The sequence below is a fragment of the Amycolatopsis coloradensis genome (genome assembly GCF_037997115.1).
GTDB classification, from domain to species: Bacteria; Actinomycetota; Actinomycetes; order Mycobacteriales; family Pseudonocardiaceae; genus Amycolatopsis; species Amycolatopsis coloradensis_A.
Genome location: NZ_CP150484.1, coordinates 4,817,598 through 4,842,324, shown reverse-complemented (window position 1 = coordinate 4,842,324; position 24,727 = coordinate 4,817,598). Strand labels below are relative to the sequence as shown.

At 70.4% G+C, this 24,727-nt stretch carries 21 protein-coding genes; 13 read left to right on the top strand and 8 right to left on the bottom strand.

Going from position 1 to position 24,727, the window contains the following annotated elements; genetic code table 11:
* Position 1: 1 nt before the first annotated feature.
* The 5 genes from LCL61_RS22675 to LCL61_RS22655 all read left to right on the top strand — a co-directional run bounded on the left by LCL61_RS22675 (position 2) and on the right by LCL61_RS22655 (position 5,876).
* The gene (locus LCL61_RS22675; RefSeq protein WP_340681553.1) at positions 2–1,960 is read left to right on the top strand and encodes a putative cobaltochelatase; all 1,959 of its coding nucleotides are present in this window, start codon (positions 2–4) and stop codon (positions 1,958–1,960) included.
* Positions 1,960–2,574 (top strand): cob(I)yrinic acid a,c-diamide adenosyltransferase, encoded by a 615-nt coding sequence (cobO, locus tag LCL61_RS22670; RefSeq protein ID WP_340681552.1) that lies wholly within the window; start codon positions 1,960–1,962, stop codon positions 2,572–2,574. The genes LCL61_RS22675 and cobO overlap by 1 nt, the downstream gene beginning before the upstream one ends.
* On the top strand, positions 2,568–3,902 hold the full coding sequence (locus LCL61_RS22665) for a cobyrinate a,c-diamide synthase (protein WP_340681551.1): 1,335 nt from the start codon (positions 2,568–2,570) through the stop codon (positions 3,900–3,902). The genes cobO and LCL61_RS22665 overlap by 7 nt, the downstream gene beginning before the upstream one ends.
* Complete coding sequence (cobC, locus tag LCL61_RS22660) at positions 3,895–4,926, top strand: Rv2231c family pyridoxal phosphate-dependent protein CobC (RefSeq protein WP_340681550.1); 1,032 nt, start codon at positions 3,895–3,897, stop codon at positions 4,924–4,926. Before LCL61_RS22665 ends, cobC begins: the two co-directional genes overlap by 8 nt.
* A 254-nt stretch (positions 4,927–5,180) precedes the next feature.
* Positions 5,181–5,876: a hypothetical protein gene (locus LCL61_RS22655; protein WP_340681549.1), complete on the top strand. Its 696-nt coding sequence runs from the start codon at positions 5,181–5,183 to the stop codon at positions 5,874–5,876.
* Here LCL61_RS22655 and LCL61_RS22650 read toward each other — a convergent pair.
* From LCL61_RS22650 to LCL61_RS22640, 3 genes are read right to left on the bottom strand one after another with little or no spacing between them, the layout of a single operon-like run.
* A complete protein-coding gene (locus tag LCL61_RS22650; RefSeq protein ID WP_340681548.1) occupies positions 5,789–6,535 on the bottom strand; it encodes an adenosylcobinamide-GDP ribazoletransferase in 747 nt (248 codons plus the stop codon). The two genes, LCL61_RS22655 and LCL61_RS22650, sit on opposite strands and share 88 nt — an antisense overlap.
* The gene (cobT, locus tag LCL61_RS22645) at positions 6,532–7,545 is read right to left on the bottom strand and encodes a nicotinate-nucleotide--dimethylbenzimidazole phosphoribosyltransferase (protein WP_340681547.1); all 1,014 of its coding nucleotides are present in this window, start codon (positions 7,543–7,545) and stop codon (positions 6,532–6,534) included. Before cobT ends, LCL61_RS22650 begins: the two co-directional genes overlap by 4 nt.
* 8 nt (positions 7,546–7,553) lie before the next feature.
* The gene (locus LCL61_RS22640) at positions 7,554–8,159 is read right to left on the bottom strand and encodes a bifunctional adenosylcobinamide kinase/adenosylcobinamide-phosphate guanylyltransferase (protein WP_340681546.1); all 606 of its coding nucleotides are present in this window, start codon (positions 8,157–8,159) and stop codon (positions 7,554–7,556) included.
* A gap of 36 nt (positions 8,160–8,195) precedes the next feature.
* Here LCL61_RS22640 and LCL61_RS22635 point away from each other — a divergent pair, with 36 nt between their 5' ends.
* The gene (locus LCL61_RS22635; RefSeq protein ID WP_340681545.1) at positions 8,196–9,128 is read left to right on the top strand and encodes a cobalamin biosynthesis protein; all 933 of its coding nucleotides are present in this window, start codon (positions 8,196–8,198) and stop codon (positions 9,126–9,128) included.
* Entirely contained in the window at positions 9,125–10,582 is a 1,458-nt protein-coding gene (locus tag LCL61_RS22630; protein WP_340681544.1) for a cobyric acid synthase, read from the top strand. Before LCL61_RS22635 ends, LCL61_RS22630 begins: the two co-directional genes overlap by 4 nt.
* On the opposite strand, the gene LCL61_RS22625 is transcribed toward LCL61_RS22630, so the two are convergent.
* Both LCL61_RS22625 and LCL61_RS22620 read right to left on the bottom strand, forming a co-directional pair.
* Entirely contained in the window at positions 10,579–11,340 is a 762-nt protein-coding gene (locus LCL61_RS22625) for a CbtA family protein (protein WP_340681543.1), read from the bottom strand. The two genes, LCL61_RS22630 and LCL61_RS22625, sit on opposite strands and share 4 nt — an antisense overlap.
* Before the next feature lie 15 nt (positions 11,341–11,355).
* Complete coding sequence (locus LCL61_RS22620) at positions 11,356–11,562, bottom strand: CbtB domain-containing protein (RefSeq protein ID WP_034312940.1); 207 nt, start codon at positions 11,560–11,562, stop codon at positions 11,356–11,358.
* A 313-nt stretch (positions 11,563–11,875) separates the two neighbouring features.
* Here LCL61_RS22620 and LCL61_RS22615 point away from each other — a divergent pair, with 313 nt between their 5' ends.
* From LCL61_RS22615 to LCL61_RS22595, 5 genes are read left to right on the top strand one after another with little or no spacing between them, the layout of a single operon-like run.
* Positions 11,876–12,784, top strand: a complete 909-nt coding sequence (locus LCL61_RS22615) for an ABC transporter ATP-binding protein (protein ID WP_340681542.1) — start codon at positions 11,876–11,878, stop codon at positions 12,782–12,784.
* Positions 12,785–12,794: 10 nt separating this feature from the next.
* Entirely contained in the window at positions 12,795–13,535 is a 741-nt protein-coding gene (locus LCL61_RS22610; RefSeq protein ID WP_340681541.1) for an ABC transporter permease, read from the top strand.
* A gap of 3 nt (positions 13,536–13,538) precedes the next feature.
* Positions 13,539–14,822, top strand: a complete 1,284-nt coding sequence (locus LCL61_RS22605; protein WP_340681540.1) for a sensor histidine kinase — start codon at positions 13,539–13,541, stop codon at positions 14,820–14,822.
* Entirely contained in the window at positions 14,819–15,448 is a 630-nt protein-coding gene (locus LCL61_RS22600) for a response regulator transcription factor (protein ID WP_340681539.1), read from the top strand. Before LCL61_RS22605 ends, LCL61_RS22600 begins: the two co-directional genes overlap by 4 nt.
* Before the next feature lie 59 nt (positions 15,449–15,507).
* Positions 15,508–16,413, top strand: a complete 906-nt coding sequence (locus LCL61_RS22595) for an ROK family protein (protein ID WP_340681538.1) — start codon at positions 15,508–15,510, stop codon at positions 16,411–16,413.
* 120 nt (positions 16,414–16,533) lie between these two features.
* Here LCL61_RS22595 and LCL61_RS22590 read toward each other — a convergent pair whose 3' ends face one another.
* The 3 genes from LCL61_RS22590 to gltB all read right to left on the bottom strand — a co-directional run bounded on the left by LCL61_RS22590 (position 16,534) and on the right by gltB (position 23,521).
* Entirely contained in the window at positions 16,534–17,319 is a 786-nt protein-coding gene (locus tag LCL61_RS22590) for a DeoR/GlpR family DNA-binding transcription regulator (RefSeq protein ID WP_340681537.1), read from the bottom strand.
* Positions 17,320–17,538: 219 nt separating this feature from the next.
* A complete protein-coding gene (locus LCL61_RS22585) occupies positions 17,539–18,990 on the bottom strand; it encodes a glutamate synthase subunit beta (protein ID WP_340681536.1) in 1,452 nt (483 codons plus the stop codon).
* Positions 18,983–23,521 carry a glutamate synthase large subunit gene (gltB, locus tag LCL61_RS22580; RefSeq protein ID WP_340681535.1) on the bottom strand — a complete coding sequence of 1,513 codons (4,539 nt, stop codon included), beginning with the start codon at positions 23,519–23,521 and terminating at the stop codon, positions 18,983–18,985. Before gltB ends, LCL61_RS22585 begins: the two co-directional genes overlap by 8 nt.
* 551 nt (positions 23,522–24,072) lie before the next feature.
* Here gltB and LCL61_RS22575 point away from each other — a divergent pair.
* The gene (locus tag LCL61_RS22575) at positions 24,073–24,702 is read left to right on the top strand and encodes a YigZ family protein (protein ID WP_340681534.1); all 630 of its coding nucleotides are present in this window, start codon (positions 24,073–24,075) and stop codon (positions 24,700–24,702) included.
* The last annotated feature ends 25 nt before the right edge of the window (positions 24,703–24,727 follow it).

Sequence of the window (24,727 nt, the reverse complement as noted above, 5' to 3'; positions counted from 1 at the left end):
TGTGAAGCCGTACCCGTTCACCGCCGTTGTGGGGATGCCGGATCTGCGCCTGGCGCTGGTGCTTTCCTCGATCTCGCCCGCGGTCGGCGGGGTCCTGGTGCGCGGGGAGAAGGGCACGGCGAAGTCGACGATGGTGCGCGCGCTGGCCGGTCTGCTGCCCGGTGTCGACGTGGTGGACGCGTGCCGGTTCTCCTGCGACCCCGTCGAGCCCGATCCGGCCTGCCCCGATGGTCCGCACACCGAAGGTTCGCCCGCGCACCGCCGTCCCGCGCGGCTCGTGGAGCTGCCGGTCGGCGCGGCGGAAGACCGTGTGATCGGTTCGCTGAACCTGGAACGCGCGCTCGCGGACGGTGTCACCGATTTCCAGCCCGGGCTGCTCGCGGCCGCGCATCGCGGGCTGCTGTACGTGGACGAGGTCAACCTCCTGCACGACCACCTGGTCGACACGCTGCTCGACGCCGCCGCCATGGGGCGCGCGACCGTCGAGCGTGAGGGTGTCTCGGTGTCGCACGCGGCCCGGTTCGTCCTCATCGGCACGATGAACCCCGAGGAAGGCGAACTGCGGCCGCAGCTGCTGGACCGCTTCGGGCTCACCGTCGAGGTCGCGTCCAGCCGGGATCCCGAACTGCGGGTCGAGGTCGTCCGGCGGCGGCTCGCCTACGAGGCGGATCCCGACGGATTCGCCGGCCAGTACGCCGCGGCCGACGCCGAACTCGCCGCGGACATCGAAGCGGCACAACGGCTTCTGCCGTCGGTCAAACTGCCGGACGACGCGCTGCGGCAGATCGCGGAGGTCTGCGCGTCCTTCGAGGTCGACGGGATGCGCGCGGATATCGTGACCGCGCGGACCGCGGTCGCGCACGCCGCCTGGGCCGGGCGCACCGAGGTGACCACCGACGACGTCCGGGTCGCGGCCCGGCTCGCGTTGCCGCATCGTCGTCGCCGCAATCCCTTCGACGCGCCCGGGATCTCCGAGGAGCAGCTGGAACAGGCGCTCCAGGACGCCGAACCGGAAGGCCCCGGTCCCGACGACGACGGCCCCGGTTCCGGTGGCCCTCCTGAGGGCGGCGAGGCTCCGCAGTCGGAGAGCGGCGGCCAGGAACCGTCGGGCGGCGGCAAGAACGGCGGCGACCAGAAGCCGGTCGGCGCCGGGGAAGCCTTTCGTGCCAGGCGTTTCGAGGTGAAGGGCACCGGTGAAGGCGCCGCCGGACGGCGGTCGAGGGCGATCACCGACAACGGCCGGACCATCGGCGTCCAGCCCGCCGGGACCAAGGACGGGCGTCCGCATCTGCTCGCGACCGTGCGCGCGGCCGCGCCGCACCAGCGGTCCCGCGGCCGCAGTGGCGCCGGGCTCGTGGTGCGGCCCCAGGATCTCCGGTTCGCGCGGCGGGAAGGGCGCGAGGGCAACCTGGTGCTGTTCTGCGTCGACGCGTCCGGCTCGATGGGCGCGCGGCAGCGGATGCGCGAGGTCAAGACCGCCGTGCTGTCGCTGCTGCTCGACGCCTACCAGCGTCGCGACAAGGTGGGCCTGGTGACCTTCCGCGCTTCCGGCGCCGAACTCGCGCTCCCGCCGACCATCAGCGTCGATGCCGCCGCGTCCCGTTTGGACGGTCTCGCGACCGGCGGACGGACACCGCTGGCCGAGGGACTTCTCGAAGCGGCAAGGGTTCTGCGTATCGAAGCGGTCCGTGATCCGTTGCGGCGTCCGCTGCTCGTCGTCGTCACCGACGGCCGTGCGACCAGCGGCGCCGACGCCGTCCAGCGCGCCCGTCAGGCAGCCGGGTTGCTGGCCGGGAACGTGACCTCGATCGTGATGGACTGCGAGAGCGGGAAAATGCGGCTCGGGCTCGCCGCCGAACTGGCGGAACACCTTGGCGCGGAACATGTCCCGGTCGCCGAGGTCGCCGCGGACACCCTCGCGGGCGCCGTCCGTACTCATCTCTCGGGAAGGGCGGCGTAATGCCACAGGGCAAACCGGAAACGGTGCCGAACGACGGGCTCACCACCCGTCAGCGCCGCAATCGCCCGCTGCTCGCCGTGCACACCGGCGAGATGAAGGGCAAGTCCACGGCCGCGTTCGGGATGGCGCTGCGGGCGTGGAACCAGGGCTGGTCGATCGGCGTGTTCCAGTTCGTCAAATCGGCGAAGTGGCGCGTCGGCGAGGAAGCCGCGTTCCGCGCGCTCGGCAAGCTGCACGACGACACCGGACAGGGCGGCGCGGTCGAGTGGCACAAGATGGGCGAAGGCTGGAGCTGGGCGCGCAAGTCCGGTTCCGAAGAGGACCACGCCGCCAACGCCCGCGAGGGCTGGGCCGAGATCAAACGCCGGCTCGGCGCCGAAACCCACGACTTCTACGTCCTCGACGAATTCAGCTACCTGCTCAAATGGGGCTGGCTCGAAGTGGACGACGTCGTCTCGACGCTGACCGGACGCCCCGGGCACCAGCACGTGGTGATCACCGGCCGGTACGCGCCGCCCGAGCTGATCGAGGCGGCGGACCTGGTCACCGAGATGACGAAGGTGAAGCATCCGATGGACGCGGGGCAAAAGGGCCAGCGAGGCATCGAATGGTGAATCGCGTGGTCATCGCCGCGCCCGGATCCGGGCACGGCAAGACCACGATCGCCGCGGGCCTGATGGCGGCGCTGCGGGCGCGGGGGCTGAAGGTCTCCGGGCACAAGGTCGGCCCCGACTTCATCGACCCGAGCTACCACGCCCTCGCCACCGGACGGCCCCCGCGCAACCTCGACCCGTTCCTCCAGGGCGAGGATCGGCTGATCCCGTTGCTGCGGCACGGTTCCGCCGGTGCCGACATCGCGGTCATCGAAGGTGTGATGGGCCTGTTCGACGGGGCGCTCGGCACCGAGGGATACGCGTCGACGGCGCATGTGGCGCGGCTGCTGGACGCGCCGGTGGTGCTCGTCGTGGACGCCTCGGCCGCGTCGCGCAGTGTCGCCGCGACCGTGCTCGGGTTCGCGCAGTACGACACGCGCGTCCGGCTCGCCGGCGTCATCCTGAACAAACTGGGCTCGCAACGGCACGCGGACGAGATCGTCACCGCGCTGGAAGCGACCGGCGTCCCGCTGCTGGGAACGCTGTACCGCAACGAAGAGATCCACGCGCCGAGCCGTCACCTCGGCCTGGTCCCGGCGGCGGAGCGGGCGAGCGAGTCGGAACGGCTGCTGCCGGAGCTGGCGGCATGGATCAGCGAGGGCGTGGACCTCGGCGCGGTCGTGCAGGTCGCCCGGTCGGCTTCGCGGCTGTCGGGGGAGCCTTGGCGGCCTCCGTTCGCGTATGACGGGCGCCGTACGGTGGTCGCCGCGGCGGCCGGTCCCGCGTTCACCTTCCGCTACACCGAGGCCGTCGAACTGCTCGCCGCCGCCGGTGTCGATGTCGTCGACGTGGATCCGTTGCAGGACAAGGAACTTCCCGAAGGCTGCGCCGGGTTGTACTTCGGCGGTGGCTTCCCCGAGGTCCACGCCGAAGAACTGTCGGCGAATGTCCCGCTGCGGGCCGCGGTCGCGCGGGCGGTCGGTGACGGAATGCCCGTCGTGGCGGAGTGCGCCGGACTGCTGTACCTGTGCCAGGACATCGACGGGACACCGATGACCGGCGTCCTGGACGCCTCGGCCACCATGACGAAACGCGGAAAACTCGGCTACCGCAAGGCTTTCTCGCCCGCGGACAGCGTGCTCGCCGTCGCGGGGCAACGCGTCACCGGGCACGAATTCCACCGCACGATCATCGAACCCGGCAGCGGCCCGACACCGGCCTGGGGCTGGGATCGCACCCCCGACGGTTTCGCGTCGGCGTCACTGCACGCGTCGTACCTGCACGTCCATTGGGCGGGCTACCCCGAACTCGCCGAACGGTTCGCCACCGCGGTGCGCGCCCATGGCTGACTACGACCTCTGGCACCACGGCGATCGCGAGGTCGGTGAAGGTCTCGTCGATCTGGCGGTCAACGTCCGTCTCCCGGCGCCACCCGCTTGGCTGCGTGCCGAACTGGCGGCGGCACTGGACGATCTGGCCGCCTATCCGGACGTCACCGCCGCCACGGCCGCGGTGGCCGCCCGGCACTCGTTGCCCGAGTCCCAGGTGTTGGTGACCTCCGGTGCGGCCGAGGCCTTCACGTTGCTGGCCACGGCGTTGCGGCCCGCTCACGCCGTCGTCGTGCACCCGCAGTTCACTGAACCCGAGGCCGCTCTGCGCGCGGCCGGTCATCCCGTGCACCGGGTGGTGCTGTCGCCCGACGACGGCTTCCGGCTCGATGGCGTCCCGGAGGAGGCGGACCTGGTCTTCGTCGGGAACCCCACGAACCCGACGTCCGTGTTGCACCCGGCCGCGGATCTGCTCGGGCTGGGCCGCCCTGGCCGCCTGGTCGTCGTCGACGAGGCCTTCCTCGACGCCGTCCCCGGCGAGACCGAAAGCGTTGCGGGGCAACCGGGTTTCGTCGTCCTCCGCAGCCTGACGAAGACGTGGGGGATCGCCGGGCTGCGTGCGGGCTACGTCCTGGCGGATGAGTCCGTTGTGGACAGTCTGCGCGCGGTCCAGCCTCCGTGGTCGGTGTCGTCGCTCGCCGCCGTCGCCGTGGTGGCGTGCTGCCGTCCGGCGGCGTTGGAGGAAGCCGAAAAGCTGGCGGTGGCGGCGGAAGCGGACCGGGAGTACCTGGTCTCGGGCCTGACCGCGCTGGGCGTCGAGGTGCTGGGAGAACCTCGGGGGCCTTTCGTGCTCGTGCGGCTCCCTGGCGCCGGCGGTGTCCGGGAACGGTTGAGGGAGAACGGTTTCGCCGTCCGTCGGGGGGACACCTTCCCGGGGCTGGACGCGCGGTACCTGCGGATCGCGGTGCGGGACCGGGAGACGGTGGACGCGTTCTTGGGTGCGTGGCGGGTCGTGAGTGGCGTTTCGGGTTCTATTGAGGGGTAAGGCAAACGTGGCGGCTCACGTGGTCGGCCCAGGTGGTGAAGGCCTCCTTCCCTACCCTGACGGTAGGGAAGGAGGCCTTCGCTACGCCTCCGACGTGCCCTGGTCGCGACGTGTGATGTCCCGAATGTGGCTTTCGCGACACGATCGCCGACGGGGCCACGAGCGGGCCGCCCGCCGCAGTGCCACGTTTGCCTTACCCCTCAGTAACCCGAAACGCCACTCACGACCCGCGCCCGGAATGGTTGGATGGGCGAGTGAACTTCGCGATCGGCGTCTTCGATCTCTTCGCCTACACCATCCCCGGCGCGCTGTACGTCGCGTTCTTCGGCTATCTCGGGACGAAACTCCACATCCTGACCGCGGCGAGCATCGGTGGCGTACCCACCGTGGTGCTGGTCGTCGTGATCGTGCTGCTGAGCTTCCTGCTGGGCTATTTGGCCTATCCGCTGGGTGAGGCGCTGGAGCGGATCGTGCCGCGACGGCGGAGCCGGGACGCGGCAAAGGAGTTCGTCCGCCGGATGCCTGCGGCGAAGGACCGCCCGTTCCTGAAGGAGAACCCGCATCTCCTGCTGTGCGCGCTGCAACTGCAGGACAAGGAGGTCGCGGCCGACGTCTCGCGGGTGCGCGCGTCCGGTCTCATGGTGCGCAACTGCGCGCCGCCGTTGCTGTTCGGCGCGGTCGCCGCGATCGTCGAGATCTTCGCCGGCAAACGTCCGTTCATCGCCGCCGGGATCGCGGTGCTGCTCGTGTTCGCGTCGCTCACCTTGGTCACGCAGGGACGGAAATTCGGTCTCTGGGCCGGGATGAAGACCTTCGAGCTGTGCTTCTGGTTGCCGGACATCGACGAGAAACTGGCGGCTCCTCAGAACGACGAAGCCAGCAAGACCCCCGCGACGGCGACCTCGACGCAACCCCCGAGCACGTCCCCGGTGATCCCGCCCAGCCGCTGAACGCACCGCGCCAGCAACGCCGCCGCGGCCAGGTACCCCAACGCCACCGCGGCGAGCCCTTGCCACCACGGGAGTACCAGCGCGGCCGCGCCCGCGAGCACGGCGAACACCACCGCCGCCGCCCACACCGGCACCGAACCGGAGACGGTCGCGCCCAGTCCTTCCGGCCGGGCCGAGGGGACGCCGCGCGCGCAGCACAGCGAGAGCACCCCGCGTCCGGCTATGACCGCCGCCGCGACCGCCGGGATGCCGTGCCCGGCCGAGATCGCCCCGGCCAGCGCGCCGGTCTGCACGAGCAGCGTCAGCACCAGGGTCGCGATCCCGGTGGGCCCGGAATCGCCGCGCCGCATGACGTCCAGCGCCCGCGCGCGGTCGTACGAAGCACCGAGCCCGTCCGCCGTGTCGGCGAGCCCGTCCAGATGAAGGCCGCGGCTGCCCAGCGCCACCGCGCCCAACGCGAGTGCCGCCGACGCGAACACGGGCAGACCGACCAACTCGCCCAGGAAAACGAGCACCGAGGCGACGGCCGCGAGCGGCACGACGGCCAGCGGGGCGAGCACCATCGCGCCGCCCGCCACCCGCCGGTCGATCACCCCCGGCGCCGGCACCCGGACGGTGGTCAGGGTGCCGACGGCCATCTTCAGCGCGTCGGCGATCAAGCCAGATCCGCCAGCAGGCCCATGTCCGCGAGGATCGCCCGCGCCGCCCTCAGCGTCGGCACCGCCTGCACGGCACCGCTGCCCTCGCCGAGCCGCAGCCCGAGGTCGAGGATCGGCTCCAGCCCGAGCGCCTTCAACGCGAACGCCTGCGACGGTTCGGTCGACCGGTGCCCGGCCAGCCACCACTGCTCGGCACCCGGCGCGATCTCGCGGGCGACGAGCGCCGCGGCCCCGGAGAAAACGCCGTCGAGCAGCACCGGAACCCCGCGGACCGCGGCCTGCACGAGAAAGCCCGCCGTCGCGGCGAGACAAGCGCTGCCGAGCGCGGTCAGCACCGAGAAGGGATCCTTCAGCGCTCCGGCCCGCGCCAGCGCGGCCTCGACGACCGCGACCTTCCGCGCGCGACCGTCCTCGTCGATCCCGGTCCCCGTGCCGACGACCTCTTCCGCCGCCAGGCCGAGCACCGAAGCGACCACGGCCGCGCAGATCGTCGTGTTGCCGATCCCCATGTCACCGGGAATGAGCAGATCCGCGCCGCCGTCGATCTCCTCGTCCGCGATCGCCAGCCCGTGTTCGAACGCCGTCCGCGCCTCACCCTCGGCGAGCGCGTCCTCGACGTCGATCGCACCGGACCCCCGCCGGACCTTGTGCGCGGTGACCTCGGCCGGCACGTCCGCGCCGTCCCAATCCACCGCGATGTCGCACACCCGCACCGTCGCCCCGGACAGCTTGGCCAGCACGCCGACGCCGCTCTTCCCGGCCAGGAACACCCGCACCATCGCCGCGGTGACCTCGCGCGGATACGCCGACATCGCGGAAACCCCGTGGTCCCCGGCGAACACGACCACGCGGACGTCGTCGAGCGGCCGTGGCGGGACGACGCCGTGCGCGGCGCTCAGCCAGGCGGCCAGGTCTTCGAGCCGTCCGAGCGAACCCAGCGGCTTGACCAGGCCGTCCAGTCTGGTGCGCGCCGCGGCTTCGGCGGCGGCGTCCGGGATGGCGATACGCATGGCAGCTCCTAAGGCAGGTCGAGCATCCGTCCGGCGACGACCAGCACGGTCCGGTCGGATACGGCGGACACCCGGTTGTTCACCGCGCCCAGCACATCACGGAACACGCGTCCGGACACCGTCGCGGGCACCACACCGCTGCCGACCTCGTTGCTGACCGCGATCACCGGCACGTCGGCCTGCTCCCACGCCGCCAGGAAGTCCTCCAGCCGGTCGTCGAGCCGCTGTTCCCAGCCCTTGCGCTGCTCCCAGGCGCCGACCTCGTCGAGCACCCGGCTGATCCACGTGCCGAGACAGTCGATGAGCAGAGGATGCGTGGCCGTGCGCAGCACCGTGGCCAGGTCGGTGGTCTCCACCGTCTTCCAGTGGCCCGGCCGCCGTGCGCGGTGCGCGGCCACCCGGGCGGCCCATTCGGGATCTTCGGCGCTCGGCGGCAGCCCGGGCGCGATGTAGGTCAGGTGCGGGTGGCGGGACGCGAGCCGCTCGGCGTGGTGTGACTTCCCAGAGCGGACGCCGCCCAGTATCAGCACCTTGCCGTCGTCGCGCGAATAGCGGCGAAGTGCCCGCGCGAGGGTCTCCAGGACCTTCGCGAGGCGATGCGTCAGCTTGGTCATACCCCGCATTCTCGTGCACGCGCTACGGTTCGCCACGTGCCACTCCGACAAGCCGCCACCGCAGCCGGACTCGTGACCGGTTACGTCGCCGACGCCGTGTTCGGAGATCCACGGAGGAGGCATCCGGTCGCGGGCTTCGGCCGGGTCGCGCAAGCCCTCGAACAGCGGGTTTACGCCGATTCGAAGGTGCGGGGCGCGGCGTACACCGCCGTCTGCGCGGGCACCGTCACCGGATTGGGGGTCGCGGCCCAGTACTTGACCCGGAAGCGTCCGTTCGCGCGCTTCGCGCTCACCGCGGCGTCCACTTGGGTGGTTCTGGGCGGCAAGGGGCTCGCGGCCGAGGGCACCCGCATGGCCCGGTTGCTCGACGACGGCGACCTGCCTGCCGCGCGGCAGCGGCTCTCGCATCTGTGCGCCCGCGACGCCACCGGGCTCGACACCGAACAACTCGCGCGGGCGACCACCGAGTCCATCGCCGAGAACACCTCGGACGCGGTCATCGCGCCGCTGCTGTGGGGCGCGGTCGCCGGGATCCCCGGCCTGCTGGGTTACCGCGCGCTGAACACCCTCGACGCGATGGTGGGCTACCGGTCCCCGAAGTACGCCAATTTCGGCTGGGCGTCGGCGAGGGCCGACGATCTGGCGAACCTGGTGCCGTCCCGGGCCGGCGCGGCGCTCACCGTGGCGTCGGCGCCACTGGCCGGCGGTTTCGCCAAACCCGCCTTCCGGATCTGGCGGCGCGACGGGAAGCACCATCCGAGCCCCAACGCGGGCCAGGTCGAGGCCGCCTTCGCCGGTGCGCTCGGGATCAGGCTGGGCGGGACGAACAGCTACGGAGGACGCACCGAACGCCGCGGCGTCCTCGGCGACGGCCGCGAGCCGGAACCGGTGGACGTGCGCCGCGCGGTCCGGTTGTCGAGGGCGGTCGGTCTCGCCGCGCTCGCCGTCGCGGTGGCGGTCACGCGGTGAGCGGCCTGCTCGTCGCGGGGACGACGTCGGACGCGGGCAAGAGCCTGGTCACCGCCGCCTTGTGCCGCTGGCTCGCGCGCCAGGGCGTGCGGGTCGCGCCGTTCAAGTCCCAGAACATGTCGAACAACTCGATGGTGTGCGCGGACGGCGCCGAGATCGGCCGCGCGCAATGGCTCCAGGCGCGGGCGGCCCGCGTCGAACCCGAAGCCGCGATGAACCCGGTGCTGCTGAAACCCGGGAGCGATCGCCGCAGCCATGTCGTCGCGCTCGGGAAACCGTTCGGCACGCTGGAAGCGGGCGAGTACGCCACTGGACGGGCCGGGCTCGCCGAGATCGCCTTCGACACCTTCGCCGCACTGCGAAAGCGTTTCGACGTCGTGCTGTGCGAAGGCGCGGGCAGCCCGGCTGAGATCAACCTGCGCGAAGGCGACTACGTCAACATGGGGCTGGCGCGGCGCTTCGGCCTGCCTGTGGTCGTCGTCGGCGACATCGACCGCGGGGGCGTCATGGCCGCGATGTTCGGCACCCTCGCCCTGCTTTCCGCCGAAGACCAGGCGCTGGTTTCGGGCTGGCTGGTCAACAAGTTCCGCGGTGACGTCGGCCTGCTGCGGCCGGGACTGGAGACGCTGGAAAAGCTCACCGGCCGCGAGGTCTTCGGCGTGCTGCCCTGGCTCGATCAGGTGTGGATCGACTCGGAGGACGCGCTCGCCGCCGCTGGCTGGGGCGCTTCGGGTGGGTCGCTCCGGGTCGCCGTCGTGCGTTTTCCGCGTGCCTCCAACGCGACCGACGTCGACGCGCTCGCCGCCGAGCCCGGGGTCTCGGTCGCGCTGACCGCAGACCCGGACACGGTCCTTTCCGCCGACGTGGTGATCCTGCCGGGTTCCCGCGCGACCGTGGACGACCTGGCGTGGCTGCGTGCGCGCGGCCTGGCGGACGCCGTCCGCGCCCGGGCCGGGGCAGGGCGTCCGGTACTGGGCATCTGCGGCGGGTACCAGATGCTGGCCGCCGAAATCGAGGACGACGTCGAATCCGGCGCGGGAACGGTTCCCGGTCTCGGTCTGCTGCCGACCCGCGTCTCGTTCAGCCCGGACAAGGTGCTGGCCCGCCCGACGGGCTCCTGGCGCGGGCAACCCGTGGAGGCGTACGAAATCCACCACGGCACCGTGACCGCCACCGGCCCCGCCGAGTCCTTTTTGGACGGACACCGGCGGGGCGCGGTGTGGGGCACGATGTGGCACGGAGCCTTCGAGAACGACGGATTCCGGCGCGCCTGGCTGGGCGAGGTGGCGGACTGGTCACCGGCCGCCGGGGCACCGGGCTTCGGCGCGCTGCGGGAGTCCATGCTCGACAGGCTCGCCGACGCCGTCGAAGAGCACGTCGACACCGCCAGGCTTCTGCGCCTGATCGAGGACGGTGCCGACGGCTCTCTGCCTTTCGTGCCGCCCGGGGTCTAGGCCCGAACGGCGTCCCTGCTCTTCAAAGCCTTCTCGGCCAAAGCGCCGAAGGCCAGGCCGAGCGCGGTCCAGAGCACCACCTGCGTGCCGACCGAAGCGATCCGGAAGGTCCACAGCGTGGAACCGGGGAACCCGTCGGGGACCTCGTCGATCGACGGCAGCAGCGCCGCCGCCACCGAGATCAGCACGACGTACCCGCCTGCGGCGAGCAGGCCACCGCGCCAAGCGCCGAGCTGGTCGGCCAGCTTCCGCCCGAACGCCGCGGCGAGGATGCCGATCAGCAGCGACAGCGCGACGAAACCGAAGTACAGCGAAGTCCGGCTCCCGATCGTGCCCGCCTGGCCGACCGCAGGCGGATTCCCCGGGTACTTCAAGAATGGCACCAGGAACACGACCACGAAGGCACCGCCCGCGAGCAGAGCCGCGGTCACCCGCGGTCGCAGCGTGCCGAGACGGCCGTAGGTGAAGGCGAACGCGAGCGAGAACAGCCCGCCGACGGCGACGCCGTACAGGCCGACGCCGGTCAACAGGCCGACGGTGCTCTGCACGCCACGCGTGACGAGCTCTTCCTCCGCTGCCTCGCCCTCGGCCGGGGCGTGTTCGTGGGCACCCGGAGCATTGTGCGAATGAGCGGCGGTGCCTTCGAGACCGATGGCGGTATCGACGGAAGGCTCACCGAAGAAGTACGCGAAAAGGGTCGCCAAGACACCAGCGACCAGGCCCGCGAGCATGCCGCGGACCAGCAAGGTCCTCATCATGGGGCGCTTGCCGCCCTAGTGACAGGGGAAGGCCAGCAGGTGCCGGCCGTCGTGGACGAACTCGTGGACGTACGAGTTCGCGAACACCGACACCGCGCCCTGCTCGGCGCTGACGAAGTACAGCGTGATCAGCGAAAGGAGGATGACGAGCACCGCCCAGGGCAGGATCTCGCGGACGGGGATCCGGACGGGGACGGGTACTGCGGCTACCGCTTCGGACATGGCGGTGGGACCTCCTCGGGCTAGCGCGGCCTCTTCAGGGGTGTCACGACGGCTCCGGGTCTGGCTTCCCCGATGGCTCGGGGTCACAGTGGCGCGACCGCGCGGATTCTCACCGCGTTCCGGGTGCCGTCGTCTGGCCGGTCGAGCGTAGGTCGCCACGAAGCGTCCGGTCAATGTGACGGAACCCGATCGGCGCAGGCTCGTGACATCACGGGCATCCACCGATCGGTTGATGGGGGCTCCACCGTCGCCCGCCTCAGCCGTGGCCACGCGGTTGATTCGGCGGACCCCAGCCGCGCGGCATGGTCTTCGTATGGCAATCATCGAGGTGGAAGACCTCGTCAAGCGCTACGGCGACCACACCGCGGTGAACGGGGTCGGGTTCGCCGTCGAGCGGGGCGAGATCTTCGGCATTCTGGGCCCCAACGGGGCAGGCAAGACCACGACGGTCGAGTGCGTCGAGGGGCTGCGCGTCCCGGACGGCGGCACCATCCGGGTCTGCGGGATCGACCCGCGAAGCGAAACCGGCGAGCTGCGGCAGCTGCTCGGCGCGCAGCTGCAGGAAAGCGAGTTGCCGGACAAGCTGAAGGTCGGCGAGGCGATGGAGCTGTACGGCTCCTTCTACCGTGAACCGGCCGACTGGCGGGAACTTCTCGGCATCCTCGACCTGACCGACAAGATCGACACCCAGTTCCGCAGGTTGTCCGGCGGGCAGAAGCAACGGCTGTCGATCGCGCTCGCGCTGATCGGCAACCCGAGGGTGGCGGTGCTCGACGAGCTCACCACCGGCCTGGACCCGCAGGCGCGCCGTGACGCGTGGGGCCTGATCGAGCGCGTCCGCGACCGCGGCGTCACGATCCTGCTGGTCACGCATTTCATGGAGGAAGCGGAACGACTGTGCGACCGGCTCGCGGTGATCGACTCCGGCCGCGTCGTCGCGCTCGACACCCCGGCCGGGCTGGTCGCCGGCGTCGACGACCGGCAACGCATCCGGTTCCGTCCGTCCGCCCCGCTGGACCACTCCGTGCTGGCCGCGCTGCCCGAGGTCACCTCGGTCGACCGCGCGGGCGACCAGCTCGTCGTGATCGGCACGGGCAACCTGCTACTCGCCGTCACCACCGTGCTCGCCCGCAACCAGGTCACCGCGGCCGGCCTGCGGGTCGAGCAGGCGTCGCTGGACGACGCGTTCGTCGCGCTCACCGGCCGCACCATCGACTCCTGAGGAGAACACCATGTCCGCCCTCGCCCGGCTCACCGTCGCCGAGACCAGACTCTTCTTCCGCGAGCCGATGCTCGTGTTCTTCGTGCTCGCGTTCCCGCCGCTCCTGCTCGTCGTCCTCGGCGCGTTCCCCGCGTTGCGAGAACCCAGCACGGACCTCGGCGGCGCCAGGGCGATCACCCTGTACCTGCCGATCATCGTCACGATGGGGCTCGCCATGTTCGCGCTCAACAGCGTGTCCCAGCTGCTCGCCACCTACCGGGAGAAGGGTGTGCTGCGGCGCATGCGGACCACCCCGGTCAAACCGCACGTCATGCTCGGCGCGCAGCTGCTGATGTCCACGATCATGTCCGTGGCGACGATGCTGGTCCTGCTGGCCATCGGCAGGGTGATGTACGACGTGGGCCTGCCCCGGCAGCTGCCCGCGTACCTGATCGCCTACCTGCTGACGGCGCTCGCGATGTTCGCGATCGGCCTGCTGGTCGCCTCCGTCGCGCCGACCGGCAAGAGCGCGGGCGCGATCGGGACCCTGCTGTTCTTCCCGATCCTGTTCTTCGCCGGTCTCTGGGTGCCGCGCGCCGAGATGAACGACGTCCTGCGGAAGATCAGCGACTTCACCCCGCTGGGCGCGGGCGTGCAATCATTGCAGGACGCCGCCGCCGGTCACTGGCCGCAACCACTGCAGGTGGCGGTCTTGCTGGGGTGGACGATCGCGGCAGGCGGGCTGGCCGCCCGGTACTTCCGCTGGGAGTGAGTCGTGGGCATCGAAGCGGAGCTGCGCGCGGAGTCCGACCACTGGGAACGGGTCGAGACGACGGTCTTCAAGGTCCTTCCGTACGTCCTGCTGGCGATCGACGTCCTCATCTCGGTGCTGCTGCCGATCTGGCGGGTGCCGGTGCACCTGCCGGCCGTGCTCGCGCTTTCGGCCGGGATCCTGGCCTGGTCTTTCTGGTTCCACACGCTTCACCCGGAATGGCACCGGAACGGCCCGCTGATGGGCCTGTACTACACGGGGCTGATGATGCTGACGGCCTGCCTGGTCGCGGTCGCGCCGTGGTACGGCCTGTTCGCCTTCATCGGCTACCCCCAGGCATTCCACTACCTGAAAGGCCGCTGGCGGTACGTCGGGGTCGCCGCCACGTCCGTGATCTCGGCAGTGGCGTATCTGGGTGGGCTGACCGGGATCCAGGACGAGAACATGTGGGTGGGCTGGGTGGCGCTCAGCGTGATCATCACCGTGCTGTCCGGGGCCTTCTCCCGGATCGCCGAGCAGTCGGACCAGCGCAACCTCAAACAGAAGCAGGCGCTCGCCGAACTGCACGAGGCGAACACCAGGCTGGAGGCGGCGCTGGAGGAGAACGCCGGCCTGCACGCCCAGCTGCTGGTCCAGGCCAGGGAAGCCGGGGTGCTCGACGAGCGGCAGCGGATCGCCAGGGACATCCACGACACCCTGGCCCAGGGCCTGGCAGGCATCCTCACCCAGCTCCAGGCCGCCGAGCAGACCCTGGACGAGCCCTCGGTGCCGCACCGGCACGTGACGAACGCGTTGAACCTCGCGAGGGAAAGCCTGACGGAGGCACGCCGGACGGTGCACGCGGTGCAGCCGGAGCCGCTCGCCGAGGGCAGGCTCCAGGACGCGATCGGCGAGGTGACCAGACGCTGGTCGGAGGTGAACCACATCGAGGCGGTGCTGATCACCACCGGCGACCCCCGGCCGATGCACGCCGACGTCGAGGTGACGCTGCTCCGGGCCGCGCAAGAAGCACTGGCCAACGTGGCCAAGCACGCGAAGGCCGGCCGAGTCGGCCTGACCCTGTCGTACATGGAGGATCTGGTGACGCTCGACGTGCGTGACGACGGCGTGGGCTTCGAGCCCACCGCCCAGCGCGCCAACGGTTCTGCCGACGGCGGGTTCGGGCTGACCGGTATGCGGCAGCGCGTGCGGCGCCTCGCCGGCCGCCTCGACATCGAGTCGGAGCCGGGCGGGGGCACCGCGATCTCGGCGTCCGTGCCGGCGATCCCGGCCGGAGCCGAGCGGTGATCTCGCTGCTGATCGCCGACGACCATCCCGTGGTACGGGACGGGCTGCGGGGCATGTTCAGCGCCGACCCGCGCTTCGAGGTCCTCGGTGAGGCCGGGGACGGCGAGGAGGCCATCACCGCCGGGGTGAAACTCCGGCCCGACGTGATCCTCATGGATCTGCGGATGCCCCGGATCGACGGCGTCACCGCCATCGAGGAGCTGGCGAAACGCGGGGTGACCTCGCGGATCCTCGTGCTCACCACCTACGACACGGACAGCGATGTGCTGCCTGCCATCCAAGCCGGTGCCACCGGATACCTGCTGAAGGACGCGCCGAGGGACGAACTGTTCCGCGCGGTGGAGGCGGCCGCGGAGGGCAAGGCGATGCTTTCTCCCTCCGTCGCGACCCGGTTGATGGGGCAGATGCGGCAGCCGACCTCAGGCCCGCTCTCACACCGTGAACGGGAAGTCCTGGAACTGATCGCCCAGGGCACTACGAACCGCGAGGCAGCGAAGAGGCTGTTCATCAGTGAAGCGACGGTGAAGACACACCTGCTGCACGTGTACGCGAAACTCGGCGTCAACGACCGGGCGGCCGCTGTGGCCACGGCGTTCTCCCAGGGGTATCTGACACCGCGCGGCTGACGGTGCGGCGACGGCTGAATCCTTGCGGTCCGCGGTGGGGCGCATGCCAAAATCCAGCCATGACACCTGCGGTGGCGGCACTCGATGTCGGCGGAACGTCCATCAAGGCGGCCTTGTACGACGCGGACCTGAAAGACCTCGCCAGCCTGCGCGAGCCGACGGCGCGCGGGGCGGACGGCGAGGCGCTCGCCGATCAGGTCGCGCGGATCGTGGAAACGCTGGGCAAGCAGGCGGGGACCGGGACGCCGGACGCCGTCGGCGTGGTCATCCCCGGCATCGTCGACGAAGTCGCACGAGTGGCCCGGTTCTCGGCGAACCTCGACTTCCGGAACGTGCCGTTCGGCGAGATGCTCGACCGCAGGCTGGGGCTGCCGTTCGCGTTCGGGCACGACGTCCGCGCGGGCGGGCTCGCGGAGTTCCGCGTCGGCGCGGGCAAGGGCTGCACCGACGCCGCCTTCATCCCGGTCGGCACCGGGATCGCGGCCGCGCTCCAGCTCGACGGGAAGCTGTACGCCGCGGGCGGGCAAGGCGGCGAGATCGGGCATATCGACGTCGGCCACCGGCTGGCGTGCGGGTGCGGCGCGACGGGATGTCTCGAGGCGATCTCCTCCGCGTCGGCCATCGCCCGCCGCTACAGCGAGCACACCGGACGTCCCGCCGACGGCGCCGAGCAGGTGGTCGACGCCGCCCGGCACGGCGACGAGGCCGCGATCTCCGTGGTCAACGACGCGCTCGAAGGGCTCGGCCACGGCATCAAGACCTTGGTCACGCTGTTGGCGCCCGAAGTGGTCGTCCTCGGCGGCGGACTGTTCACCGCGGGCGACTACGTCCTCGAACCCGTAGGCGCGTGGCTGGCGGCGAACCTGCAATTTCAGCGGATGCCCGAACTGCGGATCGCGCAGCTCGGCGACGAGGCGGGCAGGCTCGGCGCGGCGCTGCTGGCGCTGGACCGGCTCAGTGTCTGATGGTGAACCCGCGTCCGCGATCGACGTCGGCAGGACGCTGCCTGGTCAGCCATCTCACGATGGCGAGCAAGGCGTCCTGCCACCGCGATAGCGGGTCCTTCTCAGCTTCGCCAATCGGGCTCAAGCCTTGACCACCCGCACGCCTTGCTCCTCGAAGGCGTGCACCCGCTCCGGATCCGCGCGGCCATCGGTGACGAGAACGTCGACGTCGGTGGTCGCGCAGATCTTCGCGAACGCGTGACCGCCGAGTTTCCCGCTGTCGGCGAGCACGACGACCTGCCGGGCACGGGCCGCCATCAGCCGGTTCGTGCTCGCGTCGCCCTCGTGATGCGCCTGCGCGCCGTGCACCGGGTCGAAGGCGTCCACCCCGAGGAACACCAGATCGAGCGAGATCTGGTCGAGGAACAGGTGCGACAGCGGCCCGGACAGGTCGAACGACTGCTGCCGTGCGACCCCGCCGGTCACCACGATCTTGATATTGGGCCGCACGGCGAGTTCGTGGGCGATGTTGAGCGCGTTCGTCACCACGGTGAGCGACGGCCCGCCGGTCGGCTCGCCCATGTCCGGCCGGGTCGCGAGCGCGCGGCCCACTTCGGTGCTCGAGGTGCCGCCGTTGAGGCCGACCACCATGCCGGGGTCGACCATTCTGGCCGCGGCGGCGGAAATCCGTTGCTGTTCGGGCGCGTTGCGCGCCGCCTTGTGCCGCAACGGAAGGTCGTAGGCGACGTTGCTCGCCACGGCGCCGCCGCGGGTGCGGACCACGAGATTGCGCCCGGCCAGGTGATCGAGGTCCCGGCGGATCGTCGCGGGGGAGACACCGAGTTCGCCCGCCGAAACCTCGACGTCGACTTTTTCCCGCTCGCCCACCATGTCCAATAATGCCGTGAGTCGTTCATGCCGATTCATCCCCAGCTCCCTCCCCGAAGCCCGATGTCGCTTACCGCACCGGACAAAGTACTACGCGTCGCGAAAGGGGCAGGCTCGGGACGCCGGGGAGAAAGCGAAATGGGCGGGCGCCGGTCACCCCCAGTGTGGGATCGTTCCGCTCCCCCACCCGGTCGGCCAGCAACNGCCCCCTTCTCTCGGCTCAGCCGAGGGAAGGGGGCCTTCACGCGCTCAAGGCGCCTAGGTGAGCGGCCGGTCGGTCGGCGCGATCGGCGCGGGCAGCACGTCCCGCCCGGTGAGGAAAGCGTCCACCCCGGCCGCGGCGGAGCGGCCTTCGGCGATCGCCCACACGATGAGCGACTGGCCGCGGCCCATGTCGCCCGCCACGAACACGTTGTCGACGCTGGTCTTGAAGGACTTGTCGCGGGCGACGTTGCCGCGCTGGTCCAGTTCGACGTCGAGCGACTCCAGCAGGCCTTCCCGCTCCGGGCCGACGAAGCCCATCGCGAGCAGCACCAGCTGCGCGGGCAGTTCGCGTTCCGTTCCGGGAACCGGGACGAACTTGCCGCCCTCGTTGCGCACCTCGACCAGCTTCAGCGCGCGCACGCGCCCGCCGGCGTCGGCCAGGAACTCCTGGGTGTTGACCGAGTACAGCCGTTCGCCGCCCTCTTCGTGCGCGGACGAGACGCGGTAGATCATCGGGTACGTCGGCCACGGGTGCGCGTCCGACCGCGAAAGCGGCGGCTTCGGCATGATCTCCAGCTGCGTCACCGACTTCGCGCCCTGGCGGTGCGACGTCCCGACGCAGTCCGCGCCGGTGTCGCCACCGCCGATGACCACGACGTCGAGACCCTCGGCGCTGATCGGCGAGACGTCCAGCTCTCCGGCGGCGACCCGGTTGGCGTGCGGCAGGAACTCCATCGCCTGGTGGATACCGGCGTGCTCGCGGCCGGGGATCGGCAGGTCGCGCCACGCGGTCGCGCCGCCGGCGAGGACGACGGCGTCGTAGGACGACTTGAGCTCCTCGACGGTGAGGTCGACGCCGACGTTCACCGAAGTCCGGAACTCCGTGCCCTCGGCCCGCATCTGGTCGAGGCGCCGGTCGAGGCGGTGCTTCTCCATCTTGAATTCGGGGATGCCGTAGCGCAGCAGCCCGCCGATCTTGTCGGCCCGCTCGAAGACCACGACGCTGTGGCCCGCGCGCGTGAGCTGCTGCGCCGCGGCGAGTCCCGACGGGCCGGATCCGACCACCGCGACCTTCTTGCCGGTCTTGACGACCGGCGATTCCGGCGTGACCCAGCCTTCTTCGAAGGCCCGGTCGATGATCGAGATCTCGACCCGCTTGATGGTGACGGGATCGTCGTTGATCCCGAGCACACACGCCGTCTCGCACGGCGCCGGGCAGAGGGTCCCGGTGAACTCCGGGAAATTGTTGGTCGCGTGCAACCGCTCGGCCGCGTCGCGCCAATCGTCACGCCAGGTCAGCGTGTTCCACTCGGGTATGAGGTTCCCGAGCGGGCAGCCCTGGTGACAGAACGGGATGCCGCAGTCCATGCAGCGTCCGGCCTGCTTCTGCAGCTTCGACGTCGCGAAGTCCTCGTACACCTCGCGCCAGTCCATCAGGCGCAGGTCGACGGGACGGCTCTTGGGCGTCTCGCGAGTGGTGGTCAGAAAGCCCTTGGGGTCAGCCATGTGCGGCCTCCATGATCGCCTCGTTCACGTCACGCCCGTCGCGCTCGGCCTCAGCCTGCGCCGCGAGCACGCGTTTGTAGTCCTTCGGCATGACCTTGCCGAACCGGTCGACGGCGGCGTCCCAATCGGCGAGCAGCGCACGCGCGACCGCGGACTCCGTTTCGTCGTAATGCTTTTCGAGCGCTTCGCGCAGGAAGTCCACATCGGACGAATCCAGCGGGTCGACGTCGACCATCTCCGGGTTGATCCGGTGCGCGGGCAGGTCCAGCACGTAGGCGACGCCGCCCGACATCCCGGCCGCGAAGTTGCGGCCCACGCTGCCGAGCACGACGACACGGCCGCCGGTCATGTACTCGCAGCCGTGGTCGCCGACGCCCTCGACGACGGCCAGCGCGCCCGAGTTGCGCACGCAGAACCGCTCGCCGACCTTGCCGCGGATGAAGATCTCGCCGCTGGTCGCGCCGTAGCCGATCACGTTGCCCGCGATGATGTGCTCTTCGGCGTTGTACCGCGCCACCTTCGGCGGCCGCACGATGAGCCGTCCACCGGAGAGGCCCTTGCCGACGTAGTCGTTGCCGTCACCGTAGAGCCGCAGCGTGATGCCCTTGGGCACGAACGCGCCGAACGACTGACCGGCGGTCCCGGTGAAGGTGACGTCGATCGTGTTGTCCGGCAGGCCTTCGCCGCCCCACCGCTTGGTGAGCTCGTGGCCGAGCATGGTGCCCACGGTCCGGTTCACGTTGCGGACCGGCAACTCCAGCCGCACCTTGTCCCCGGAGGACAGCGCGCCCTCGGCGAGCTGGATCAGCGTGTTGTCGAGCGCCTTCTCCAGTCCGTGGTCCTGCACCGTCTGCTGGTGCCGCAGTCCGGCCGGGGCCATGTCGGGCACGTGGAAGATCGGCGACAGGTCGAGCCCGGCGGCCTTCCAGTGGTCGATCGCCTTGCGCTTGTCGAGCATCTCCGCGTGGCCGACGGCCTCGGCGATGGACCGGAAACCCAGCTCCGCCAGGTACTCCCGGACCTCCTGGGCGATGAACTCGAAGAAGTTCACCACGTACTCCGCCTTGCCGCTGAACTTCTCACGCAGCTTGGGGTTCTGCGTCGCGACACCGACCGGGCAGGTGTCGAGGTGACACACCCGCATCATGATGCAGCCGGAGACCACCAGCGGCGCGGTCGCGAAACCGAACTCCTCGGCGCCGAGCAGCGCGGCGATGACGACGTCACGGCCGGTCTTGAGCTGGCCGTCGGTCTGCACGACGATGCGGTCGCGCAGCCGGTTGGCCAGCAGTGTCTGCTGCGTCTCGGCGAGCCCGAGTTCCCAGGGGCCGCCCGCGTGCTTGATCGACGACAGCGGGGAAGCACCCGTGCCGCCGTCGTGCCCGGAGATGAGCACGACGTCCGCGTGCGCCTTGGACACACCGGCCGCGACCGTGCCGACGCCGACCTCGGACACGAGCTTCACGTGGATACGCGCGGCCGGGTTGGCGTTCTTGAGGTCGTGGATCAGCTGGGCGAGATCCTCGATCGAGTAGATGTCGTGGTGCGGCGGCGGCGAGATCAGCCCGACACCCGCCGTGGAGTGCCGCGTCTTCGCGATCCACGGGTACACCTTCGCGCCGGGCAGCTGGCCGCCTTCGCCGGGCTTCGCGCCCTGCGCCATCTTGATCTGGATGTCGTCGGCGTTGACCAGGTACTCGCTCGTGACGCCGAACCGGCCGCTCGCGACCTGCTTGACCGCGCTGCGGCGCTCGGGGTCGTAGAGCCGCTCCGGATCCTCGCCGCCCTCACCGGTGTTCGACTTGCCACCGAGGCGGTTCATCGCGATGGCCAGGGTTTCGTGCATCTCCGCCGAAATCGAGCCGTAGGAGATCGCGCCGGTGGCGAACCGCTTGACGATCTCGGAGACCGGTTCGACCTCCTCGATCGGTACGGCGGGCCGCTGCCCGATCTTGAAGTCGAACAGCCCGCGCAGCGTGTACAGCTTCTGCGCCTGGTCGTCGACGGCCTTCGTGTACTCCTTGAAGACCTCGTACTTCCCGGCACGGGTTGAGTGCTGCAGCTTGAACACCGTCTGCGGGTTGAACAGATGCGGCTCGCCCTCGCGGCGCCACTGATAGTCCGAGCCGGTCTCCAGCTCGCGGTGGTTCGCGCGGAAACCGTCGCGCGGGAACGCCCGGCGGTGCCGCTCGGCGACTTCCAGCGCGAGTGTGTCGAAGCCGACGCCGCCGAGCCGGGAAGTGGTGCCGGTGAAGCAGTTCTGGATGACCTCGTCGCCGAGCCCGACCGCTTCGAAGATCTGCGCGCCGGTGTAGGAGGCCACTGTGGACACTCCCATTTTCGACATCGTCTTGCGGACGCCCTTGCCCAGCGCCTTGATCAGATTCGCGGTCGCCTGCTTCGCGGTGACGCCGGGGATCAGGCCCTGATCGGCCATCTCCTCGACGGTCGCCATCGCCAGATAGGGGTTCACCGCCGCGACGCCGTAGCCGATCAGCAGCGCGATGTGGTGCACCTCGCGCGCGTCGCCCGCCTCGACGATGAGGCCGACCTGCGTGCGGGTCTTCTCGCGCACCAGGTGGTGGTGCACCGCGCCGGTGAGCAGCAGCGACGGGATACCCGCGTGGTCCTCGTCGATGCCGCGGTCGGAGAGCACGATCAGCCGCGCGCCCTCGGCGATGGCCGCGGACACCTCGGCCCGGATCTCGTCGAGCCGCCGCACGAGCGCCTCGCCGCCGCCGTGGACGTCGTAGGTGCCGTGCACGGTGACGGCCTGGAACTCGGGCAGATCGCCGTCGTCGTTGACGTGCACGAGTTTGGCGAACTCGTCGTTGTCCAGCACCGGGAAGGGCAGCACGATCCGGCGGCACGACGACGCGTCGGCCGTCAGCAGGTTCGGCTGCGCGCCGAGCTGGGTGCCGAGCGCGGTGACCAGTTCCTCGCGGATCGCGTCCAGCGGCGGGTTGGTCACCTGGGCGAAGAGCTGGATGAAGTAGTCGAAGATCAACCGCGGGCGGCTGGACAGCGACGCGATGGGGGAGTCGTTGCCCATCGAGCCGATCGGCTCCGCGCCGGTGCGGGCCATCGGCTGGAGCAGGACGTCGAGTTCTTCTTCGGTGTAGCCGAAAGCCTGCTGGCGGCGCACGAGCGCGGCGTGCGGCGGGATCTCGCGCTCACGTTCGGGAAGCCCGTCGAGCGGGAGCAGCCCGTCCTCGACCCATTCGTCGTACGGGTGCTCGGTGGCGAGCCGGTCCTTGATCTCCTCGTCCTCGACGATCCGGCCGGCGGCCGTGTCCACGAGGAACATGCGGCCCGGCTCCAGCCGTCCTTTCCGGACGATCGTGGACTGCTCCAACTCCAGCACGCCGACCTCGCTGGCGAGGACGACGAGGCCGTCTTCGGTGACCCAGTACCGGGCGGGGCGCAGGCCGTTGCGGTCGAGCACCGCGCCGATCTGGGTGCCGTCGGTGAAGGAGACCAGCGCCGGGCCGTCCCACGGTTCCATCAGCGTCGAGTGGAACTCGTAGAACGCGCGGCGCGCGGGGTCCATCTCCTGATGGTTCTCCCAGGCCTCCGGGATCATCATCAGCACCGCGTGCGGCAGCGGCCGTCCGCCGAGGTGGAGCAGCTCCAGCACCTCGTCGAAGGACGCCGAGTCGCTCGCGCCGCGGGTGATGATCGGGTAGATCCGCTTGAGGTCCCCCGGGATCAGGTCGGATTCGAGCAGCGCCTCACGCGCGTCCATCCAGTTCCGGTTGCCGCGCAGGGTGTTGATCTCGCCGTTGTGGGCGACGTACCGGTACGGGTGCGCCAGCGGCCACGACGGGAAGGTGTTGGTGGAGAAGCGGGAGTGCACCAGGCCGATGGCGCTGGTGACGCGCTCGTCGGTGAGGTCGGCGAAGAACTTCTCGACCTGCGGCTCGGTGAGCATTCCTTTGTAGACGATCGTGCGCGAAGACAGGCTCGGGAAGTAGACGTCGTCCTCGACGAGCGCGTGCTCGGCGCGTTTGCGCACCACGAACGCGGCGCGTTCCAGGGCGAGGCCCTCCAGCGCGTCCTGTCCGGCAAGGAACAGCTGGCTGAAATACGGCATGGTCTCGGCCGCGCCGGTGCCGACGTGTTCGGTGTGGACGGGAAGGTCACGCCAGCCGAGGACGCGCATGCCCTCTTCGGCGGCGACGCGCTCGATGGTCGTCATCACCCGGCCACGGGCGTTTTCGTCCTGCGGAAGGAAAGCCGTGCCGACGGCGTACGCGCCGGGCTCGGGAAGGTCGAAGCCGACGACCTCGCGATAGAACTCGTCGGGGACCTGGATGAGGATCCCGGCACCGTCGCCGGTCTCCGGGTCGGCGCCGCGGGCCCCGCGATGTTCCAGGTTCCGCAGCGCGATCAGCGCTTTGGCGACGATGCCGTGATCGCGTTTACCGGAGAGATCGGCGACGAACGCGACACCGCAGGCGTCGTGCTCGAACTCCGGGTCATACAGGCCTTCGGGGGCCTTGCTGCCCTTGTAGCTGGCATGGTGGGTCACGGCTGGCCGCCTCCCAAGGCGTCGGCGCGACCGGTACCACTCCGTTCGGGTGGTTCGTGCGTGAACCAGTTAACGGAGTGGTCCGGGACCGCGATGGTCAGTCGAGAGGGAACGATCCCGCCCGCGGAAACGGGGGCAGGCCTCGTAGAGCCGCACTGCACTGGGCGGCCGATGCGCATATCGGTACTGCTGTGCACGTGGGTGCCGTCTGGCCACTGTGGTGGGCGGCTGACGGGTACACGTGTTACTCCCGGGTTCGCCGGTCTTATGACGATAGTGTGAAATCGCTGTTATCGACATACGTCGCTTGGTCGGGGTGGGAAATGCCACGCGGGCGTTGACTTCAAACATCATCTGCCCACTGGCTGGAATGACATGTCCACTGAGTGGAGCATTGGCGCGCTGACCTGCGCTTATTGCTGACAGGCTCGTCCAGAAGTGTGACCTGGGTCGCGTGGGAGAGTGGGTTTCGCCGGTGTTGCGGTGGCCCCTGGTGACCGTCGAATCGCCCGAACGGCAGAGTGACCCGGCCGGTTTGAGAGGCTTGGCCGATGGCGGATCGTTATCTCACCGTGGCGGGCACCGGGGTCCACGAGATCGAAATCCGGCGGTCGCGCTTCCTCTGCGCGCTCGCTCCGGTCACCTCGGAAGAGGCCGCCCGCGAGGTGATCGCCGCCAGGAAGAAGGCCGATCCGGCGGCACGGCACCACTGTCACGCGTTCGTGTTGGGCGCCGACGGCAGGACTCAACGTTCGAGTGACGACGGCGAGCCCGCGGGCACGGCGGGAACCCCGATGCTCGAGGTGCTCCGTCGCCGGGAGCTGACCGACGCGGTCGCGGTGGTGACCCGGTACTTCGGCGGGGTGCTGCTCGGCGCCGGTGGGCTGATCCGCGCGTACGGGCAGGCCGTCGCGGAGGCCGTCGACGTCATCGGTGTCCGGGAGTACCGGCGGCTGCGGCTGGTGGAGGTCGTCGTCGACTACGACCGGGCCGGACGGCTGGAGAACGACATCCGCTCGTCGCCGTATCTCCTGCACGCGACCCGCTTCGAAGACGTCGCGCACTTCGACGTCGGACTCGCGCCCGACCAGGGAGACACGTTCCACGCCTGGCTCGCCGACCTCACCGGCGGGGAGGCCCTCGCCGAGGAGATCGGGGAAACCTGGCTGCCCACCTCGTGAGTGGTAAGGACGGTTCTAACCGTCC

Excerpts from the sequence above, each read along its gene's own strand:
- LCL61_RS22585 (WP_340681536.1), bottom strand. The coding sequence starts at position 18,990 with ATGGCTGACCCCAAGGGCTTTCTGACCACCACTCGCGAGACGCCCAAG.
- LCL61_RS22625 (WP_340681543.1), bottom strand. The coding sequence starts at position 11,340 with ATGATGAGGACCTTGCTGGTCCGCGGCATGCTCGCGGGCCTGGTCGCT.
- LCL61_RS22595 (WP_340681538.1), top strand. The coding sequence starts at position 15,508 with ATGACACCTGCGGTGGCGGCACTCGATGTCGGCGGAACGTCCATCAAG.
- LCL61_RS22615 (WP_340681542.1), top strand. The coding sequence starts at position 11,876 with ATGGCAATCATCGAGGTGGAAGACCTCGTCAAGCGCTACGGCGACCAC.
- LCL61_RS22575 (WP_340681534.1), top strand. The coding sequence starts at position 24,073 with ATGGCGGATCGTTATCTCACCGTGGCGGGCACCGGGGTCCACGAGATC.
- LCL61_RS22610 (WP_340681541.1), top strand. The coding sequence starts at position 12,795 with ATGTCCGCCCTCGCCCGGCTCACCGTCGCCGAGACCAGACTCTTCTTC.
- cobC (WP_340681550.1), top strand. The coding sequence starts at position 3,895 with ATGGCTGACTACGACCTCTGGCACCACGGCGATCGCGAGGTCGGTGAA.
- LCL61_RS22665 (WP_340681551.1), top strand. The coding sequence starts at position 2,568 with ATGGTGAATCGCGTGGTCATCGCCGCGCCCGGATCCGGGCACGGCAAG.
- LCL61_RS22620 (WP_034312940.1), bottom strand. The coding sequence starts at position 11,562 with ATGTCCGAAGCGGTAGCCGCAGTACCCGTCCCCGTCCGGATCCCCGTC.
- cobO (WP_340681552.1), top strand. The coding sequence starts at position 1,960 with ATGCCACAGGGCAAACCGGAAACGGTGCCGAACGACGGGCTCACCACC.
- cobT (WP_340681547.1), bottom strand. The coding sequence starts at position 7,545 with ATGCGTATCGCCATCCCGGACGCCGCCGCCGAAGCCGCGGCGCGCACC.
- LCL61_RS22590 (WP_340681537.1), bottom strand. The coding sequence starts at position 17,319 with ATGAATCGGCATGAACGACTCACGGCATTATTGGACATGGTGGGCGAG.
- LCL61_RS22640 (WP_340681546.1), bottom strand. The coding sequence starts at position 8,159 with ATGACCAAGCTGACGCATCGCCTCGCGAAGGTCCTGGAGACCCTCGCG.